Here is a 17,256-nt window from a genome sequence, read left to right on the forward strand (position 1 = left end):
CCGGGCAGCGCCCCGCCTAGGGGCCGGCGGGACGGGGGAGGCCCCTCACGGGACTATTGCCTGCTCGCCGGGGGCAGTCGGTCCCGCGCCTGTCTGCGGCGGCGCTCCTGCGGCTACCCCGAGAACCGGTCTCGCAGCCGAGAACTCCCGCAGCCGTGCCGGCCGCTCCGGTGCTCTGAGTCCTGCGTCGGCTTCGCCAGGGGGCATCTGCCGGTCGTCCGTGCAACGTCCTTCTACGCCGCAAATTGTTGACAAGCGGTCCGGTTAATGTCGCACACCATCAGTATGACGCGGACGCCGGATTTTAGTCAGCGTAACGTACCTCTCAGTGACGCATCTGAGTAAAAAGCTTCCTGCCCAATTTAAGGGAGTGTCGGTCGACTACCTGACATCAACTCAATTGCAGCAACGGAAGCATCACCCGTGGTACGCGACCAGCACGGCCCCCGCCGCGATGAGCCCGACGCCCAACCAGTTCGGGCCAGATAGCCGTTCGCCGAGGAACAGTGCGCCGAGGATCGCCACCAGAACGACACTCAGCTTGTCGATCGGTGCGACGCGGGCCGCATCGCCCATCTTCAGGGCGCGGAAGTAGCAGAGCCACGAGCCGCCCGTGGCCAGCCCGGAAAGGACCAGGAACAGGTAGGTCCGTCCCGACACCGCCCCCGGCCATTGCAGACGCCCGGTAACGGCCAGGATGCCGGCAAGAACGAACAGGATCACCACGGTGCGGATCAGCGTCGCGAAATCGGAATCGATGTTGGCGACGCCGACTTTGGCGAGAATCGCGGTCAGGGCGGCGAACCCCGCCGAACACAGTGCCCAGAACTGCCAGGAGGCAAGAGCGAGTTTCATGATGTGACTCCTCTTTTGAGACGGGGACTTCGTTGCGGAACACGCTATCCGACGCGGGCGACGGCCACGTCGTCGGTCTCGGGGGCCGGCGTCTTCTCCTCGAGCGCGCCGTCGCCCGTCCCGACCGTCCAGCGCTCGATATGCTTGAACACGATCACCTTGTCGCGCAGCAGCGCGCCGTGATGTCGGCAGAACGCCTCGAGGTCCGGCCGATGGCCGACCAGCTCGACGCACATCGTCAGCTCGGGGTTCGGCGTCTCGCTACCCTCGGGCTGCACGGGGCCGTGGTTGCTGAAGCCGTAGTGCGTGTGGTGGGCGACCGCGTTCACGATGCCCGCCTTCTTCGCCAGGAGCACGAGTTCACGATAGAGCGGCTTGGCGCCCCAGGAGGCGAAGCGCCCCGATCCCGGCGCCTTGTCGCGTGGCCTCAGGTAGATGCGCAGCATCCCGACGTCGCTCGGGATGAGGTAGTGGGTGTCGGTCATGGTGGTTCCTTCGGTGGCATAAGAGACGATCGGAACGACGACACCCGGACGGGCGCGTCGGCGGGGCAGCGACACGTTCGGGCGGGGACGCGGCAGGGCGCGCACCTCGCGCAGCGACACGTCGGGGGGCACGAAGCCGTGGTCGAGCTTCGGCACCCCGACGCGCTGGGACAGGTAGATGCCTGAATGGCCGCTGAAGACGTAGGCGAGGAAGCATCCGGTCGCGATGTAGACGGCGTTGTCGGCGCCGAAGAGTTCGATGCCCATGATGGTACAGGCGATCGGCGTGTTGGAGGCGCCTGCGAATACGGCGACAAAGCCGATCCCGGCGAAGAGGTCGACCGGCGCACCGATCGTGTGGCCGATCGATGCCCCGAGGCCGGCGCCGATGAAGAACAGGGGTGTGACCTCGCCGCCCTTGAACCCGCAGCCGAGCGTGACGACCGTGAACAGAAGCTTCCAGGCCCAGGCCCACGCATCGGAACGGGCGGGATCGAAGAAGCCGGAGATCGTCACGTCGGCCGGGTTCGGCGACCAGACCCCTAGGCCGAGATACTCGCGGGTGCCGAGCGCATGGACCAGCGCGATCAGGACAAGACCGCCGAGGACAGGGCGCAGCGGCGCGAACGGCACGACGCGCTTCACCAGCCCCTGCACGGCGTGAAGGCTTTCGGCGAAGAACTGGCTGACGAGCCCGAACGCGACGCCCGCGATCGCAACTTGGGCGAACAAGAGGATATCGAGCCGGAACCCTGGCCCGTCGGCACCGAACCCGATCAGGAAGTGGGTGTGCTCGATCCCCCATTGGAGGCAGACCCAATCTCCGACCACTGCCGCGACGAGACAGGGCACCAGCGCCTCGTACTGGATGCGACCGACGGTCAGCACCTCGAGCGCGAACACCGCCCCGGCGATGGGGGTGCCGAACACCGCACCGAAGCCCGCCGCGATGCCGGCCATGAGCAGGAGGCGAACCTCGCCCAACTCGAGGCGCAAAGCTTTGCCGAAGCCGGAGGCCAAGCTCCCGCCGAGCTGGACCGCCGTGCCCTCGCGTCCGGCAGAGCCGCCGAACAGGTGCGTGGCGACCGTCGAGACAAGGATCAGCGGCGCCATGCGCAAGGGCACGCCCGCGCCGGGCTCGTGGATCTGCTCGACGATCAGGTTGTTGCCGCTCTCGGCCGAGCGGCCGAACCAGTGGTAGACGAGGCCGACCGCAAGACCGCCGACGGGCAGCCAGTAGAGGAGCACCGGGTTGTCGAAGCGCGTGCGCGTCGCGACGTCGAGCGCCCACAGGAACAAGGCGCAGGCCGAACCGACGGCGGCCGCCATCGGCAGGACGAAGAGCACCCATCGGGCGAGAGCGAACGCCTGTAGGGTTCGGTTGGCGAGGGCGTTGGGCGGCATGGTCTGGCTCCGGATGAGGGCGGAGCGATCAGACGGAGTGTCGGGAAACACGGGCCGGACATGACTACTCGCCCGCGTGTGTTGCGGGTGGAGTAGGAGTCATCAGCCCATCGGGGAGCGGTTCGGCGCGAGGCCCGGCAGAATCCATTGCCGTTCATGACGTCTACGTGATCGCCGCGAGCATTGTCAACGCGGGCCTCGTGCGTCGCGAGATACGCCAACGGGGAACTGGTAGGCGAAGGGAATGTTGCTCTCTCCTGACGCAGTTTCCTGCGCCCTCGGAGATGTCACCATGCTCACAAGACGCGCCGTGCTCCAGGGGGCAAGTTCCATCGCAGTGGCTCGTACGACATGGCCCGCTTCCGCCGCTTCGGCGTCGGCGACCATGGCGGCACCCTCCGAGCCTTCCAGCGACTTGCTCGTCCACAGCAAGCTTCCCCTGAACGCCGAGACGCCGATCGCCAAGCTCCGGTCCGCCTTCGTCACGCCCCAGGCCGAGTTCTATATCCGCGACCACGGCACCGTGCCGACGATCGAGGAGGCGGGCTACAGGCTGACGATCGGCGGCAAGGTGAGAGCGCCCATCGAGCTGTCGCTCTCGGATCTCAAGTCACGCTTTCCCGAGCGCAAGGTGATGGCCGTCATGCAGTGCGCCGGCAACCGCCGGGCCGACATGGTCGACGTCGGGTATGTCGAGGGTGATCTCTGGGGTCCCGGAGCGATCGGCAATGCGGAGTGGACAGGCGTTTCACTTGCCGACGTCCTGAGCGCTGCCGGCGTCGAAGACGGTAGCGGGTTGCACGTCGCCTTCTCCGCTCACGACGAGGTGGTCATGAAGGATGACCGCTTCGACTACGGCGTTTCGATCCCGCTCGAGAAGGCGATGACGCCGGACGTGCTCCTCGCATGGGCCATGAACGGCGAGCCGTTGATGGCCGAGCACGGCTTTCCCCTACGCGTCGTGGTACCCGGCTATGCGGGAACGCGCAGCCCCAAATGGTTGGCCTCCATCATGGTGCAGGACGAAGAGGCCGATACCCCGATCCAGCGCAAGGAGTATCGGCTCTTTCCCCCGACGACGACGAAGGAGACGGCCGACAAGGACCCGAACGTCGTCATCAACGACATGCCGCTGAATTCCGCGATCTGCATGCCGGCGGCCGGGGCAACATTGAGGCCGGGAACGACGACAATCGAGGGTTACGCGATCGGGACGCAAAATGGCGTCGCGAAGGTCGAGGTCTCCTACGACGGTGGCGAGAACTGGCACGAGGCCGCCATCGACAAGCGGGCCGATACTCAATGGGCGTGGGTCTTCTGGTCCGTTGTCCTCGACCTGCCGGCCGGTCAGCACCAGCTCGCCGTCCGTTCCTTCGACGAGGTCGGCGGTTCGCAACCCGAGGACATCGCGAGGATCTGGAACTGGAAGGGCTACCTCGCCAATTCATGGCATCGCGTCTCGGTCAGCGTCGGCTAAGCTCTCGGGCTCTGACAATTACAACTCAACGCATCCGGTTGGCTTGGGCAGAGAAAAGCGCCGACCGAGATGCGGTGGGTTGGAGACCTGCGGACCGTATGATGAGGGGAACTGTCATGAGCAAACCAGACGGCTGGGAAGATCCGGAGGGGCTCGAGATGAAGGAGCTAGCCCAAATTGAAGATCGGAAGGCCGCAGCCAGAGGCGCGTCCCGATCGACCGTAGGCTCGGGTCTGACATGGCTTCTCATCGCAGGTTCGTTGCTGGCGGTCTGCGTCGTCCTGTGGATGACGCTTCGCTAGCGATGCAATGCTGGTCCACCCTTCTAGCGGCTGCTGAGGACCGGGGCGGCGGTGGCTTTCAGACCCTCGACCACGACCAGCCGCGGCTCCTCCCCCGCCGTCGGCTCCCCCGGGACGGCAAGCGTGCGCACCGGGCCGATGCTGGAGGCCATGCCGGCTCCCTTGTCGTTGGTCTTCAGCACCACGACGGGCTCGTCCTGTCCTTCGAAGAAGACGCCGTACTCCGTCATCGGCTTCAGCTTGGCGACGCTGACATCGATCGCGTCGACGAGCCCGAGATTGCGCGACACGACCATCCCGGAGCCAGTGGCCCCCTCAGGCGCCTTCAGCGAAAGCGTTAGGTTCTCCGGACCCGCCTTCAGCGGCACAAGGTTCTCGGTGCCCGCACCATCCGGGACCGCGCCCGGCACGAAGACGAGCGCCTGCGGGGCCTGTCCGATCGGGATCTCGGCGACGACCTTCTGCTCGGCCGTGTCGATCACATCGACCCGATCGTCATTCTCGAGCCCGACGAAGATACGGCTGCCGTCGTCGGATCCCCAGATGCCGTGGGGCAGGGCGCCCACCGGAATGGTTGCGACGAGTTCTGTCTTCTCTCCGGGCTTGTAGACCTTCACGACGTTCTCGCCGCCGATCGTGACATAGACCAGCGTCTCCCCGTTTACCGTGCCGAAGCCGAGATGGTTGGAGATCGGCCCGCTGTCGATGACCTCCTTCACCTCGAGCGTCCTAGCATCGACGCGCGTGACCTTGCCGACGTCCTTGTGCGTCAGCCAGACGTCGCTGCCGTCGGGGCTGACCTGCACGAAGGGCACGAAGGGCGAGACGACAGGAATGCGCTTGACGAGCGCGTGGCTCGCGACGTCGAAGACCTCCAGCACCGGATTGAACGAGTTCGCGACGAAGGCGAACTTGCCGTCGCGGGAGAACTTCGTCATGCCCGGACCGCTCGTCGTCGGGATGCGACCTGTTTCCTTGAAGGTCGCGGCATCGATCACCGAGAGGTAGTCCTCCCCGCGCACCGTCGCCCAGACTTGCGCGCCGTCCGGCGTGAAGAAGGCCTCGTGCGGGTTGCGCCCGACATAGGTCGTGCCCTTCACCGCGTTGGTCGCCGTATCGATGAAGGTGACGGAGTTCGTGACGGTCGAGACGACGACGAGCGTCTTGTGGTCCGGCGAGAACCCGAGGCCGTGGACGTTGACCTCGCCCTTGTAGAGCGGGCTCAGAACGTCCGGGCGTGGATTGCCGAGGCGGATCTGGCCGAGCAACGTGTTCCCGACGGGGTCGATGACAGACACCGTGTTGGAGTTCTGGTCGGCGGTATAGACGCGATCGGAGGCGGCAGGCAGCGCGAAGGCCGATGTCGAGACGACGAGCGCGGCGGCGAGGATGGCGGTGCGGGTCATGGGGTCGTCTCCGGAACGGGTTTCGCGGTGTCGGCTGATGCGGCAAGCATCGAGCGCATCAGCGTGATCTCGTAGGTCTGTTCGGTGATGATGGACTGGGCGAGGTTGCGGATCGCCGGGTCCTCGGTCGATCCGAGGACAGCCTTCGCCATGTCGATCGCACCCTGATGATGCGGGATCATCTGGGACAGGAAGTCATGATCGGGGTCGCCGGTCACCGGCGCCGACATCATGCCTGCGTGCATCGTCTCCATCGCCGCCGCGGTCGCTTGCGCATAGGGCGAGCCGTCGGGCGAGGCTGGTGCCATCGTCGCATGCTGATGGGCACGAGCGTCCTGCGCTTCGGCCGAAGTCAATGACATCCCGGCGAAGGCGAGGGCGAGGAGGAGCGTCTTCAACATGGGGCTGGCGTTTCCTCCGAGCACGGGCTGGAAGGGAAGACGCTCGGCGAACGCTTTCATTCCCGACGTCGCGACTTTTTTCCGCGACGCGGAGCCGAGAGCGCGTCCGCCGCTGCCGGTCCGACGCTGGAAGCAACCGATCGATGCAACCGATCGGAAAGACCGGAACAACGCGTTGGATGAATCCGTCGCCGCCGCGCATGGTCTGAGCAGAAAAAGGACCTCCGCCCATGACCTTCGAACAGATGCGTGCCGTCTCGCTCGGCCTCCACCCGCTGTCGCGCCTCGACAGCCCCCGCGAGGTGGTGCGCCAGTTCACCCCGAACTGGTTCGCCGCCACCATGGGGACGGGCATCCTGGCCATCGCGCTCGCGCAGTTCGGGACCGCGGTCCCGGTCCTCCATGCGATCGGGGAAGGGCTGTGGATGCTGAACATCGGGCTCTTCGCCCTGTTCACCGCGCTCTACGCCGCCCGCTGGATCTTCTTCTTCGACGGGGCCAAGCGCATCTTCGGCCATTCCGTCGTGTCGATGTTCTTCGGCTGCATTCCGATGGGGCTCGCCACCATCATCAACGGTTTCCTCGTCTTCGGACTACCGCGCTTCGGCTCCGCCGCGGTCGGGATCGCCGAGACGCTCTGGTGGATCGACGTCGCAATGGCGGCGGCCTGCGGGATCGCGATCCCCTACATGATGTTCACGCGCCAAAGCCACTCGATCGACCAGATGACCGCGGTCTGGCTTCTGCCGATGGTGGCGGCCGAGGTCGCCGCGGTGTCGGGCGGGCTGCTTGCACCCCATCTCGCCGACCCGCAGAGCCAGCTCCTCGTCCTCACGCTGTCCTACGCGCTCTGGGCCCTGTCGGTACCGATCGCGATGAGCGTCCTCGTCGTGCTCGTTCTGCGGCTCGCCGTCCATAAGCTGCCGCACGCATCCATGGCCTCGTCGAGTTGGCTGGCGCTCGGCCCCATCGGCACCGGCGCGCTTGGCCTGATGACGCTGGGCGGAGCCGCCCCCGCGATCCTCGCCGCCAACGGGCTGGACCGCTTCGGGGCGACGATGGAGGGCGTTGGCCTCGTCGGCGGCCTGCTTCTCTGGGGCTACGGCCTGTGGTGGCTCGCCATCGCGACGCTGGTCACGGTCCGCTACGTCAGGGAAGGCCTGCCGTTCAATCTAGGCTGGTGGGGTTACACGTTCCCGATCGGCGTCTACGCCGTGACGACGCTGAAGCTCGGCACCATCCTGCCCATTCCCGCGATCCACGGCTTCGGCGTGGCGCTGGTCGCACTTCTGGCCGTGGTTTGGTCGATCGTGGCGGTGCGCACGGTCCGGGGCGCGTGGCGCGGCGACCTCTTCGTCGCTCCCTGCCTCAAGGCCGGCTGATCCACCTTTGTGCTGACCCGATCATGCCCTCGGAACCCGCCCTGAAGGAATGCGGGCGGGGCTGGCGAGCGTCCTTCCCGACACAGCCAAGAACCGACTGTCGTCACGACCCTTCAGAACGAAACGCAGCCGCGCCAGCCTGGAACTTTGCCGCACCGCCCTGGGCGGGATGGCGGACGTAGGTGACCGGTACGCCGAACCCTTCGCTCGCGCCTTCCGCCACTCGACCGATGGCGAGGATGCGACGGGGTCGGATGGCTTCGACGAGAAGCGCCAGTGTGTCCCGAGACCTAGTGATCTCGGACCGGGACGGCGTTCGGTTGCGCACGGGTATCCCCGTCCGGTGCGGGTGGTGCATCACCGCGTTCCAGAACAGGGGCAGCCGTTCCGGCAGTGCATCCCAGATCTGGCGCGAGGTGCCGGACGGCGGTGCGGCGGAGGCGTCGGCCGTCGTGGCGATCTCGAACGGTGCGATGGCAAGGCGCGAGGAGAGGTCGACCAGTCGGCCTTCGCCCGTGAAGGGCACGCCCGTGCGCCGGGCTCCGAACCTCGAAGGCGCTTCACCGAGCCATAGGTCGATGCCGTCCCGTCCGGCAAACGCATGGAGGTATCGCCGAAGGTTGCGGCAGCGGATCGAAGCGGCATCCGGAACATCGACCGCCGGGTCCGTGTCGGCGTAGGGATTGAAGAGGGTCGGCATCCCGGCCGATGCGGCCATGTGCATGACGAGACGATCCAGCCCCGTCTTCTGGTTGCCTGTCACGCGCCCGGACCCGGATGGTCGTTTCGAAGCTCGTGCAGGAACGCCGATGCCGCTCGGCTGAGGCTGCGCTCCTTCATCTCCACCGCATGGAAGCCGCGAGCGGGAAGCGCAAAGGCGATCTCGATCAGCGTCCGGCTCCGCAGTCCCGGCTGAGCCACTGCGAGCGGCAGGACGCCCACGACGCCGCCGGCCTCGATGGCTGATCGCACGGCCTCGTTGGACGGGAGTTCGAGATCGACCGACAATGCGGCGGGATCGATGCCCGCGCCCCGCAGCGCGTCTTCCAGAATGCTACGCGTGCCGGATCCGGGCTCGCGCATGACCCATCTCACCCCTGCAAGCTCCGGGACGCGTGGCGGGGCGCCCTTGGGCGATTCAGCACCTGGGGATGCGACGAGAACGAGCCGGTCGTCGGCGACACGGGTCGTGCGCAGACGCGGATCGCGCAGTTCGTCCTCGACGAAGCCGAGATCGGCATCCCCGGCGGCCACCGCCTCGCTGACCTCCAGTGTGTTGGCGATCCGCAGGGAGAGGGTGATGCCGGGATGGCGTTCGCGGAAGTGCCGCATGCGAGGTGGAAGCCAGTGGTTGGCGACCGTCTGGCTGGCTGCCAGCGCGACATGCCCGCGCCGAAGGTCGGTCAGATCGTCGAGTGCCTTGGCCGCCTCCGCGGCCCGTGCGAGGACCGAGCGCGCTTCCGGGAGGAACAACCGTCCCGCCTCGGTCAACTCGATGCCGCGCCCGACCCGGTCGAACAGACGGACGCCGTGACGGCTCTCCAGCGCGGCCAGCGCCGAGCTCGTGGCCGACTGCGTGAGGTTCAACGACCGCGCCGCCTCGGTCACGTGTTGGCGCTCGGCGACCGCGACGAAGATGCGAAGCTGTTCCAGCGTCACGGGCGCTCCTCAAAGCTGGTTCGCGGGCTTGGGCTCCGGCGGTCGCTCCAGTTCGTCGTAGACGAGCCGGGCGACCGGCATCAACGCCTCGCGGGCTGTCGCGGCCGTCACGACATAGCCAAGGCCGCGGTCGCGCCACAGGAAGGCGGATACGCCGTCCTCCTCGACGAACTGGAACGACGTCTCCTCCGTCTCATCCGTCTTGACGTACAGCGTCAGCCGCGTGCCCGCGTCATCGTCGTACATCAGCATCGCGGCCGGACCGGAACGACCCGGCAGAAGGCGGCCGCCCATCAGGCGGTAGCCGAGCCGGGTAAGGTCTGGGACGGTGATCGGCGTTCGCAGCCGCTTCGACAGCCAGCCCACGAGATGGGCTCCCTCGTCGGCCCTGACCTCGACGGGATGGACGACCTCGACCACGAAGGTGCGGTAGGCCGCGATCGCGTCGTCCGCCATGCGGGCGGTGCGGACGGGTTCGGCGTTCGGGGCGCCGAGGATGCCGTTCGCCATCCAGCCCCCGAGCCCGCCGAGTGCGAGCCAGGCGCAGACGGCCGCGACCGACCGTAGATGAAGCAGCCGGCGACGGCGCACCCCGGCGCGGATGCTGGAGATGCGAAGGCGAGCCGGGATGGGTTCGGCGGCCTTGGGCCCAAGGCGGTCGCGCAACTCGGCGAGCAGCCTGCGATCCCGCTCCAGGTCGGCGGCGATCGCAGGGTGGTCCACGAGATAGCGTTCCACCGCTTCGACGCGTTCGGCACCGAGACGCCCGTCGAGATAGGCCTGGAGGTCGTCCTCGCCGACGGGAAGATCGATCGGGTTCACTTGACCCTCCTGAGGTTCGGCCTCGCGCCATGGTCGAGATAAGAGCGCAAGCGCTCCCGGGCACGCGACAGGCGCGACATCACGGTTCCGATCGGCAGTCCCGTGACCTTGGCGGTCTCCTCGTAGCTCAGGTCTTCGACGCCGACGAGAAGAAGCACCGTGCGGTGCTCCTCGCTGAGCGTCTCTAGGCCGGCGAGGACGTCGCGGAACTCGGCCTTGCCCAACTGGCCGCCATCGACTCCGGGCGGCTCGGCCATGTCGTCGAGCCCGACGTGCTCGCCGCGCCGGCGGCCCTGGCGCAGAGCCGACAGGTGAAGGTTGCGCAGGATGGCGTAGATCCAGGCGCGCAGGTCGCCGTCGGGGCGGCGCAGGTGCCAGCGCCCGACGACGCGCTCCAAACAGTCCTGGACGAGATCGTCGGCGGCTGTGGCGTCCCGCACTAGGGCGTAGGCATAGCGCCGCAGCCCCGGGATCAGCGGTTCCACCAACCGTGCGATCTCATCCTCGCTCATGGCGGCCCTCGCTTCCCGGCCTTACTTCGCGAGCGCCGGGTCGACCTGCCAGATCTCGTCGGCAAGCTTGCCGTCGCGGAACAGCATGACGTAGCGCACGGGAATCTTGTCCTTGCCCGCGAACACGACGTTCGCGGTGACGGTCGCACCCTTCGGGTTCATCGCCTCCGAGACGCCCATGACGTTCGCGGTCAGGTTCGGCTGGGCCTTGGCGAACTTCTCCCAGACCGCCTTGATCTCGGAACCCTTGTAGGTGCCGTCGAGCGGGCCGCCTACCCAATGAAGGGTCGCGCCGTCACCGTAGGCGCCTGCGACTGCGGCGGTGTCCCCCTTGGCGATCGATGCGATGCGGGCCTGCGCCATGTCGGCGGCAGGGCCGGCATGGGCTGCGGTTGCCGTGATCACGGCCATGGCCGCGGTGGCGAGAAGGGTCTTCATGGGTGTTCGTCCTCGACGTCGGAGATTGCTGACCATGCCGAGACGCTGCCGACGATCCCTTATTCCCGTGCGATTGGCAAAAATCTCGGGTGCGTCTCGCGGAATAAACTCCGGCGGGCAGCGTCCCTTTCTTGAACCGCCCGGTCTTTGGGGCACCCACCACCCGACGCAAACCGCCAGGAGTTCCGATGTTCCGCCTTCCACTTCTTGCTGCCGGCGCCGTGCTTGCCGCATGCGCTTTCGCGCAGGCCGCCGACACCGAACTGTTCGATCCCACCATCCGGCACGAGCCGAAGGACGGCGTCGTTCGCCTCTACGGTGCGGGCGGACCCAACACGGCGTTCCAGAAGGTCGCCGACCTTTGGATGCGGCAGACCGGGAACAAGGTCGAGATCACCGCCGGCCCGGAGGGCACGTGGTCGAAGAAGGCCCAGGGTGATGCCGACATCATCTGGGGCACGTCCGAGCAGTCGATGACGGCCTTCCTCCAGACCTACAAGACCTTCTCGTCGACCCAAGTTCAGCCGATCTACGTCCGTCCCACCGTGATCGCGGTGAAGAAAGGCAATCCGAAGGGGATCCAGGGCTTCGAGGACCTCCTGAAGGACGGCATGCGGATTGTCGTCACGGAAGGGTCGGGCGTCGCCAACACGTCGGGCACCGGAACCTGGGAGGACGTGGCGGGCCGTCTCGGCAGGCTGTCGGACATCGAGCGCTTCCGCCGCAACATCGTCAGCTTCTCCACCGGCTCTGGCGCCAGCTTCAAGGCGTTCGGGGATCTCGATGCGGACGCCTGGATCACGTGGCCGGACTGGACGGTGACGAAGGCCGACGTGCTCGACGCCGTGCCGATCGAGACGGACCGCCGCATCTGGCGCGACCTGAACATTGCGGTCGCTCCGGACGCCGATCCGCAGGCGAAGGAGTTCGCCGAATTCCTGGTCACACCGGAGGCGCAGGCTTTGATGCGCACGGAAGGGTGGGAGCGGTGACTTCCCAACCTCGCGAGAGCGCGTTACCGTCTCATCGCTACGGGGATGGGGTTCCCCCACAACCGCCCGCGTCGGGCTGATGACTCCTATCGAAACCGCGGCGCATGCTTGGATTTCTCCGAGCATGCGAACCCATGTCGATAGGAGACCCGCATGTCCTTCACCAGTTGCGTCATCGTCATGCTGGGCGGTGCGCTCGGCACGTTCCTGCGCTACGCCATCTCGGTTGTCGCCCTGCCGATCAGCCGCGACCTGCCCTGGGGCACGATCCTCATCAACATCGCGGGCTCCTTCGCGATCGGCCTGTTCGGGACGCTCACGCTCGCTTCGGGCCGTTTCCCGGCTTCGGAGAACCTTCGTCTGTTCGTGATGATCGGCCTCTGCGGTGGCTTCACCACCTTCTCCTCGTTCAGCCTTCAGACGCTCGATCTCCTGCGGGCCGGTGCCGTCCCCCGCGCCATGCTGAACGTTGCCCTGTCGGTGGTCCTGTGCGTGGCGGCCGTTGCCGTTGGTCACTTCGTGGCTTCACGCTACAACGACAGCGCCCAGCGTATCGCGCAGATCGACATCGAGGAGGATGCGTAGCCTTGTGCGGCGACCGGCGCTGTCCTGTTGAGGGAAGTTACAGAAACACGCGTGTTGTCTCCGAAGGGTCGATGGCTGATGGTCTGCTACAGGAGGCTCGTTTCGTAGTGCCGATCGTGCGAAAGGGATGGCACCCGGTCGGTCGATTTCGGGTGTGGAATGTGGTCGACCGGACGGGCCGAAGCAGCACCCAGGGTGCCGTATCGTTCGACGAGGGCGCATGGTCCTGCGACGCCTAGCGCTTGCCGTCGGCGGAAGTGCCGTCGCGTGGGCCTGCATGGCGTATCTCGTCCTGCCGTTCGCGCTGCGCCACTACGAGCATCAGACCGCGCTGAACGGCTTGGAGATGGTGACGCGTACGGCGGACGGGCTGTCGGGCGATCCTCTCAACGTCGGCGTCGTCGGATCCCGGAGCGAACTCGTGACGGCCATGGCAGCCGCAGGTTGGACGCCGGCCGATCCCGTGACGCTTCGCACCAGCATCGAGATCGTCGGTAGCGTGGTTCTCGACCGCGCTTATCGCGATGCGCCCGTAAGTCCGCTGTTCTACCAAAGGCGACAACAGGACCTCGCCTTCGAGAAGGCGGTCGGACTGAGCGCAGACCGGCGCCAGCATGTGCGTTTCTGGAATGTCCTGTCAGCCGGGGCGGAGGGCCGACCTGTCTGGCTCGGATCCGCCTCGTTCGATGTCGGCGTCGGGTTCAGCCATTACACGGGTGCCGTGACCCATGCCATCTCTCCGGACGTCGATGCGATGCGTGACGAGTTGGCGGCCGATCTTGCCAGGACCGGGCGTGTTGCGGAGGTCTACGAGGTGACGGGCGTCGGCTTGACCTTGAACGGTCGCAATGGCGAAGGGGACCGCTACTACACGGACGGCGAGATCCGCTTCTCCATCCTGGCGCCTCCGGGGGTGGCGGGACGCCAGCCGCCTCCCGTCCTGCCCAACCCGCCGCTCATCGACCTCAAGAACGCGTTGTGGAACGCCGCCACCAACTGAGGACGTGCAACGCTTTGGCAAAGTGCGCCTAGGAATCGTATCGTCCGCTAGGGAGCGGATTTATGAGAGGTACCTACGGCGCGAACGGGCCGGAAGCAGATGGGCCGCAGGCCGACGCCTACCCGATCGTCTGTATCTTTGATGGCGAGGCATTCTTCGTGACGCCGAACAACCTCTTCCGCGCCACGGTGGGGGCCGTCGTGCTGGGCCTCGGCACGATCACCTCCGTCGAGGCGTTCCCGAACGGCGGCGACACCGTCGCCGGCACGGAGGCAGTCCTGCGGACGCGCTGAACCGACGACGATCAGGCTTCCCCGTCACGCGAACATGCGGGCAGCCATCCAAACCGCCATCCCGACCATCATGAGGTTCTCGGTGAGGGACACGAAGCCGAGGGGCACGTTGGAGTCCCCGCCGACGCACGCGCACTTCAGTTCGCGCTTCTGGACGTAGACAGCCTTGAAGACCGAGATGGCTCCGACCGTGCCGATGAACAGCGCGACCGGGACGGACAGCCACATCGCGGCGCCTGCCAGCATCAGCACGCCCGCCAGCGCCTCGCCGAAGGGGTAGAGGTAGGCGTAGCGGACCCAGCGCTGGGCCAGGAGATCGTAGCCAAGGAACATCGTGGCGAAGCCCTCCACGTCCCGCAGCTTCTGCACAGCCAGGAGGCACATCGCGATCGAGACGAACCACTCGACGGTTCGCACCGTCAGCAGGGTTTCGAGAAGCGCCCAGGTCACCGCCATCGCCATCAGGGCGGCCATGGCGAAGATGGCGATAACGGGCTTGTAGGTGACGGCCTTGGGGTCGGCGACGGACTTGCCGAGGAAGCGCCGGAGGTCGTCGTACCCGCCGACCCGCTTCCCGTCCACGAACGTCTGGGGCGTCGTCTCCACGTGGTGCTCTGCCATGAAGGCGTCGGTCTCGTCGCGGGTCGTCAGCCAGCGGTCGTCGACCTCGAAGCCCTCGCGCTTGAGGAGGTCGACGGCGCGCAGGCCCCAGGGGCAGATGTGTTTGGGCATGACCATCCGGTAGATGGTCGCCCGCTTGGCCTTCACCGCGCTTGAGGGAGCCGTGCTGCCGTCTGCAATCGTCGTGGACATGTCGGCGTCCTTTCCTTCGCTCAATTGCCGGCCGCGATGGCGGCCTCGGGCATCCGCGGCGGCAGGTCCGGTGCGCCGTCGGCGGGCGGGTTGGCCTCGAGGTCGGCGATGAGGCGCTCCATCTCCCCGATCTCGCGGACCTGCGCCTCCACGATGCCGTCGGCGAGCTCGCGGACCCGCGGGTCGCGAATGTGTGCGCGCTCGCTCGTCATGATCGCGATGGAGTGGTGGGGGATCATCGCCTTCATGTAGGCGACGTCGTGGACGGTCTCCTGGCTGCGCACGAGCCACAGGGCCCCGGCGAAGACGACGACGCCGGCCGCGACGATGGCCGCGTTGGTACCCTTCCTGGGGTACATCCCCCACATGAAGCCGATCATGATCAGTGCCATCACGGCACCCATCACCACGGCCATCCACGTCCGCGTCTGGCTGTAGAAGACGTGGTCGAGCGCGTATGTGTTTAGGTACATCAAGCCGAACATCACGACCGTCGAGGTCGCGATCATCGCGGCGAACCGTCCGTAACCCATAGCTCCTGCTCCGTTCGTTGGTGTGTCGAGATGCCCCGGAGGCGGCCGCCCCCGGGGCACGGGTCCGCCGCTTACTTCGCGAGCGCCTCGACGCGGGCGGTCATCTCCTCGATTTCCTTCTTCTGCGCGTCGATGATCATCCGGGCCATCTCCTTGGACTTCTCGTCCTTGCCCGTCTTGAGCTCGACCTCGGACATGGCGATCGCACCCTGGTGATGGGCGATCATCCCGCAGTTGAACGCGAGGTCCGGGTCCTTGATCATGGCCGCCTTCATCATGGGGCCGTGCATCTTCATCATCGCGTCCATGTTGCCCTTCTGGACCTCGTCCATCTGGCCGCCGGACATCATGCCCTCCATGCCGCCCATCATCTTGGACATGTCCATGGACCCGGCGGCGGCCTCGCAGGCGGCGGGGAGCGTCACCTGCTCCGACGACGCCGCCATGCCGTGCTGGTCCTGCGCGGAAGCGTGGGAGACGGCGGCGGCGAGAAGAGCGGCGGACAGGATCGTGATCTTGCGCATTGGTTCGTTCCTATGGATGGGGTCCCTCGGGACCTTTTGCTGGATGTCAGCGTGCGGCTGCGGGAGCGCGGCGACGCCGTTGCTTGTTCGCTCAGTGACGGCGGACCGGGTGCTCCGGCCCCGCCGACGGCATGCGTCGTCATGGATGGGGATTCGTGCCGATCCGGTCGCCGACGCCGCGGCGACCGTCGTCGGACGGGGACGGTGAGCGACGCCATCGGACTCGGACCGCCTCGCGGCCGCGAGGGCTCGGCACGGTCGGTCGGGCCTCTCGAGACGGCTCAGGCGGTCTTTGGGGGACGCTTCGGGCCGGGCGGCAGGATGCCCTTGCCGTCCTGGTACAAGGTTGGGGCGGGATCGGCCTCGAGGGCCACGCGGACGAAGCCGGGCGGCGCCGGGAACGGCAGGAGGCTGGTGCAGGACTTCCCGCAGCAGGACATGCCAGACGTGTCGCCGTCGGGCTTGTGTGCCCCGCCATGGGCATGCGTCGACGGACTAGGCGCGCAATCGGCGGCCGGATGGTCGTGGACGCTCACGCCGGCCGTCGCCGTTCCGTGCCCGGCGAACGCGGCGACCGCAACCAGGGACAGGATGACGACGAGACTACGCAGGCATGCGCCGAGCATGGGACGTTCCGACTTCCGATCCGTCGAGAACAGGCGGCGGCGGAAGGAGTTCCATTCGATCGGCACGAGGTGCGAGGAACGACGACCCAGGAGTGGCCGTATGCGTGTCTCCGGTGGGGCCATCGGGTCTCACTCCCGTCCAGCGCGGTAGAAGACCCCGGGGGCGGTCGACACGTCTCCGAACGACAGGACGTCGGACCGGGCCTTCGGGTCTTGCCATGCCGGGCGATCCCGCTGGCATGCCCGGTGCCGCGATGCCCGCAACCCTCGGCCTGTCGACATGAGCCTGTCGACGCCATCCATGGGCACGTGCCCTTCAATCACGTAGCCGCCGATCCTGGCCGTGTGGCAGGATTCGACCGCCTCCAAGACGCCGAGCAGGCGCTTCTGCCTTGCCATGTCATCTCGTTTGCTCTCGCCCCGACGTGCTTCGTTCTGCTCACAATCTGGAAGGCGCCGCCGTGGCTGGTCGTGCCCTTCGGTGCGCTGGGGGCGTGGCGATCGGGGTTTAGTAACTCAGACTGCGGAACGGCCGCTTTCGGGTTTCTAGTGAACCCCGTCGAACGGCGAGCTTGGGTCGGTCGGGGTCGGTGTATACGTGTCAATTAATGTAGCACACCCTCAGCATGTTGTGGCCGCCGGCGGCCGCAACATGCTGAGGGTGTGCTACATTAATTGACACGTATACACCGACCCCGACCGACCCAAGCTCGCCGTTCGACGGGGTTCACTAGAAACCCGAAAGCG

Annotated in this window: 20 protein-coding genes and 2 riboswitches; of the genes, 6 read left to right on the top strand and 14 right to left on the bottom strand. The window is 66.8% G+C overall.

The window, feature by feature from the left end:
* Window positions 1-417: 417 nt before the first annotated feature.
* Together QZ753_RS12880 and QZ753_RS12885 are read right to left on the bottom strand one after the other, a co-directional pair.
* Window positions 418-855: an EamA family transporter gene (locus QZ753_RS12880; protein WP_019996270.1), complete on the bottom strand. Its 438-nt coding sequence runs from the start codon at window positions 853-855 to the stop codon at window positions 418-420.
* 44 nt (window positions 856-899) lie between these two features.
* A complete protein-coding gene (locus tag QZ753_RS12885; protein WP_294644203.1) occupies window positions 900-2,744 on the bottom strand; it encodes a DUF190 domain-containing protein in 1,845 nt (614 codons plus the stop codon).
* A gap of 86 nt (window positions 2,745-2,830) precedes the next feature.
* Window positions 2,831-2,905, bottom strand: a riboswitch (Fluoride riboswitch).
* Between the two features lie 224 nt (window positions 2,906-3,129).
* Between QZ753_RS12885 and QZ753_RS12890 the strand changes: the two genes are divergently transcribed.
* Entirely contained in the window at window positions 3,130-4,221 is a 1,092-nt protein-coding gene (locus QZ753_RS12890; protein WP_026358493.1) for a molybdopterin-dependent oxidoreductase, read from the top strand.
* A 325-nt stretch (window positions 4,222-4,546) separates the two neighbouring features.
* Here QZ753_RS12890 and QZ753_RS12895 read toward each other — a convergent pair whose 3' ends face one another.
* On the bottom strand, window positions 4,547-5,929 hold the full coding sequence (locus QZ753_RS12895; protein WP_019996266.1) for a YncE family protein: 1,383 nt from the start codon (window positions 5,927-5,929) through the stop codon (window positions 4,547-4,549).
* Window positions 5,926-6,330 (bottom strand): DUF305 domain-containing protein, encoded by a 405-nt coding sequence (locus QZ753_RS12900; protein WP_040408462.1) that lies wholly within the window; start codon window positions 6,328-6,330, stop codon window positions 5,926-5,928. The genes QZ753_RS12895 and QZ753_RS12900 overlap by 4 nt, the downstream gene beginning before the upstream one ends.
* Window positions 6,331-6,560: 230 nt before the next feature.
* Between QZ753_RS12900 and QZ753_RS12905 the strand changes: the two genes are divergently transcribed.
* A complete protein-coding gene (locus tag QZ753_RS12905; RefSeq protein ID WP_019996264.1) occupies window positions 6,561-7,712 on the top strand; it encodes a TDT family transporter in 1,152 nt (383 codons plus the stop codon).
* A 103-nt stretch (window positions 7,713-7,815) separates the two neighbouring features.
* On the opposite strand, the gene QZ753_RS12910 is transcribed toward QZ753_RS12905, so the two are convergent.
* Genes QZ753_RS12910 through QZ753_RS12930 form a run of 5 tightly spaced genes read right to left on the bottom strand, consistent with a single transcriptional unit; the run spans window position 7,816 to window position 11,143 of the window.
* The gene (locus tag QZ753_RS12910; RefSeq protein ID WP_019996263.1) at window positions 7,816-8,475 is read right to left on the bottom strand and encodes a uracil-DNA glycosylase; all 660 of its coding nucleotides are present in this window, start codon (window positions 8,473-8,475) and stop codon (window positions 7,816-7,818) included.
* Entirely contained in the window at window positions 8,472-9,371 is a 900-nt protein-coding gene (locus tag QZ753_RS12915; protein ID WP_019996262.1) for a LysR family transcriptional regulator, read from the bottom strand. The genes QZ753_RS12910 and QZ753_RS12915 overlap by 4 nt, the downstream gene beginning before the upstream one ends.
* A 9-nt stretch (window positions 9,372-9,380) precedes the next feature.
* On the bottom strand, window positions 9,381-10,193 hold the full coding sequence (locus QZ753_RS12920) for an anti-sigma factor (protein WP_019996261.1): 813 nt from the start codon (window positions 10,191-10,193) through the stop codon (window positions 9,381-9,383).
* Window positions 10,190-10,705 carry an RNA polymerase sigma factor gene (locus QZ753_RS12925; RefSeq protein ID WP_019996260.1) on the bottom strand — a complete coding sequence of 172 codons (516 nt, stop codon included), beginning with the start codon at window positions 10,703-10,705 and terminating at the stop codon, window positions 10,190-10,192. Before QZ753_RS12925 ends, QZ753_RS12920 begins: the two co-directional genes overlap by 4 nt.
* 21 nt (window positions 10,706-10,726) lie before the next feature.
* Complete coding sequence (locus QZ753_RS12930; protein WP_019996259.1) at window positions 10,727-11,143, bottom strand: nuclear transport factor 2 family protein; 417 nt, start codon at window positions 11,141-11,143, stop codon at window positions 10,727-10,729.
* Window positions 11,144-11,331: 188 nt separating this feature from the next.
* Here QZ753_RS12930 and QZ753_RS12935 point away from each other — a divergent pair, with 188 nt between their 5' ends.
* The 4 genes from QZ753_RS12935 (at window position 11,332) to QZ753_RS12950 (ending at window position 14,013) form a co-directional block, all read left to right on the top strand.
* Window positions 11,332-12,135, top strand: a complete 804-nt coding sequence (locus tag QZ753_RS12935) for a substrate-binding domain-containing protein (protein WP_019996258.1) — start codon at window positions 11,332-11,334, stop codon at window positions 12,133-12,135.
* Window positions 12,136-12,167: 32 nt separating this feature from the next.
* Window positions 12,168-12,231: riboswitch (Fluoride riboswitch) on the top strand.
* Window positions 12,232-12,288: 57 nt separating this feature from the next.
* Entirely contained in the window at window positions 12,289-12,720 is a 432-nt protein-coding gene (gene crcB / locus QZ753_RS12940) for a fluoride efflux transporter CrcB (protein ID WP_062236508.1), read from the top strand.
* Between the two features lie 220 nt (window positions 12,721-12,940).
* A complete protein-coding gene (locus tag QZ753_RS12945; protein ID WP_040408374.1) occupies window positions 12,941-13,720 on the top strand; it encodes an LssY C-terminal domain-containing protein in 780 nt (259 codons plus the stop codon).
* Between the two features lie 62 nt (window positions 13,721-13,782).
* Window positions 13,783-14,013, top strand: coding sequence for a hypothetical protein (locus QZ753_RS12950; protein WP_019996255.1), 231 nt, complete (start codon window positions 13,783-13,785; stop codon window positions 14,011-14,013).
* 24 nt (window positions 14,014-14,037) lie between these two features.
* Here QZ753_RS12950 and QZ753_RS12955 read toward each other — a convergent pair whose 3' ends face one another.
* From QZ753_RS12955 to QZ753_RS21050, 5 genes are all read right to left on the bottom strand, one after another.
* Window positions 14,038-14,826 carry a glutaredoxin gene (locus QZ753_RS12955; protein WP_294644204.1) on the bottom strand — a complete coding sequence of 263 codons (789 nt, stop codon included), beginning with the start codon at window positions 14,824-14,826 and terminating at the stop codon, window positions 14,038-14,040.
* 20 nt (window positions 14,827-14,846) lie between these two features.
* Window positions 14,847-15,359 carry a DUF305 domain-containing protein gene (locus tag QZ753_RS12960; RefSeq protein WP_019996253.1) on the bottom strand — a complete coding sequence of 171 codons (513 nt, stop codon included), beginning with the start codon at window positions 15,357-15,359 and terminating at the stop codon, window positions 14,847-14,849.
* Window positions 15,360-15,430: 71 nt separating this feature from the next.
* Window positions 15,431-15,883, bottom strand: a complete 453-nt coding sequence (locus QZ753_RS12965) for a DUF305 domain-containing protein (RefSeq protein WP_019996252.1) — start codon at window positions 15,881-15,883, stop codon at window positions 15,431-15,433.
* Window positions 15,884-16,164: 281 nt separating this feature from the next.
* Window positions 16,165-16,509 carry a hypothetical protein gene (locus QZ753_RS12970; RefSeq protein WP_019996251.1) on the bottom strand — a complete coding sequence of 115 codons (345 nt, stop codon included), beginning with the start codon at window positions 16,507-16,509 and terminating at the stop codon, window positions 16,165-16,167.
* 129 nt (window positions 16,510-16,638) lie between these two features.
* Window positions 16,639-16,908, bottom strand: coding sequence for a DUF411 domain-containing protein (locus tag QZ753_RS21050; RefSeq protein ID WP_051091529.1), 270 nt, complete (start codon window positions 16,906-16,908; stop codon window positions 16,639-16,641).
* Window positions 16,909-17,256: the final 348 nt, after the last annotated feature.

The sequence above is a fragment of the uncultured Aureimonas sp. genome, from assembly GCF_913775355.1.
Taxonomy (GTDB): domain Bacteria; phylum Pseudomonadota; class Alphaproteobacteria; order Rhizobiales; family Rhizobiaceae; genus Aureimonas.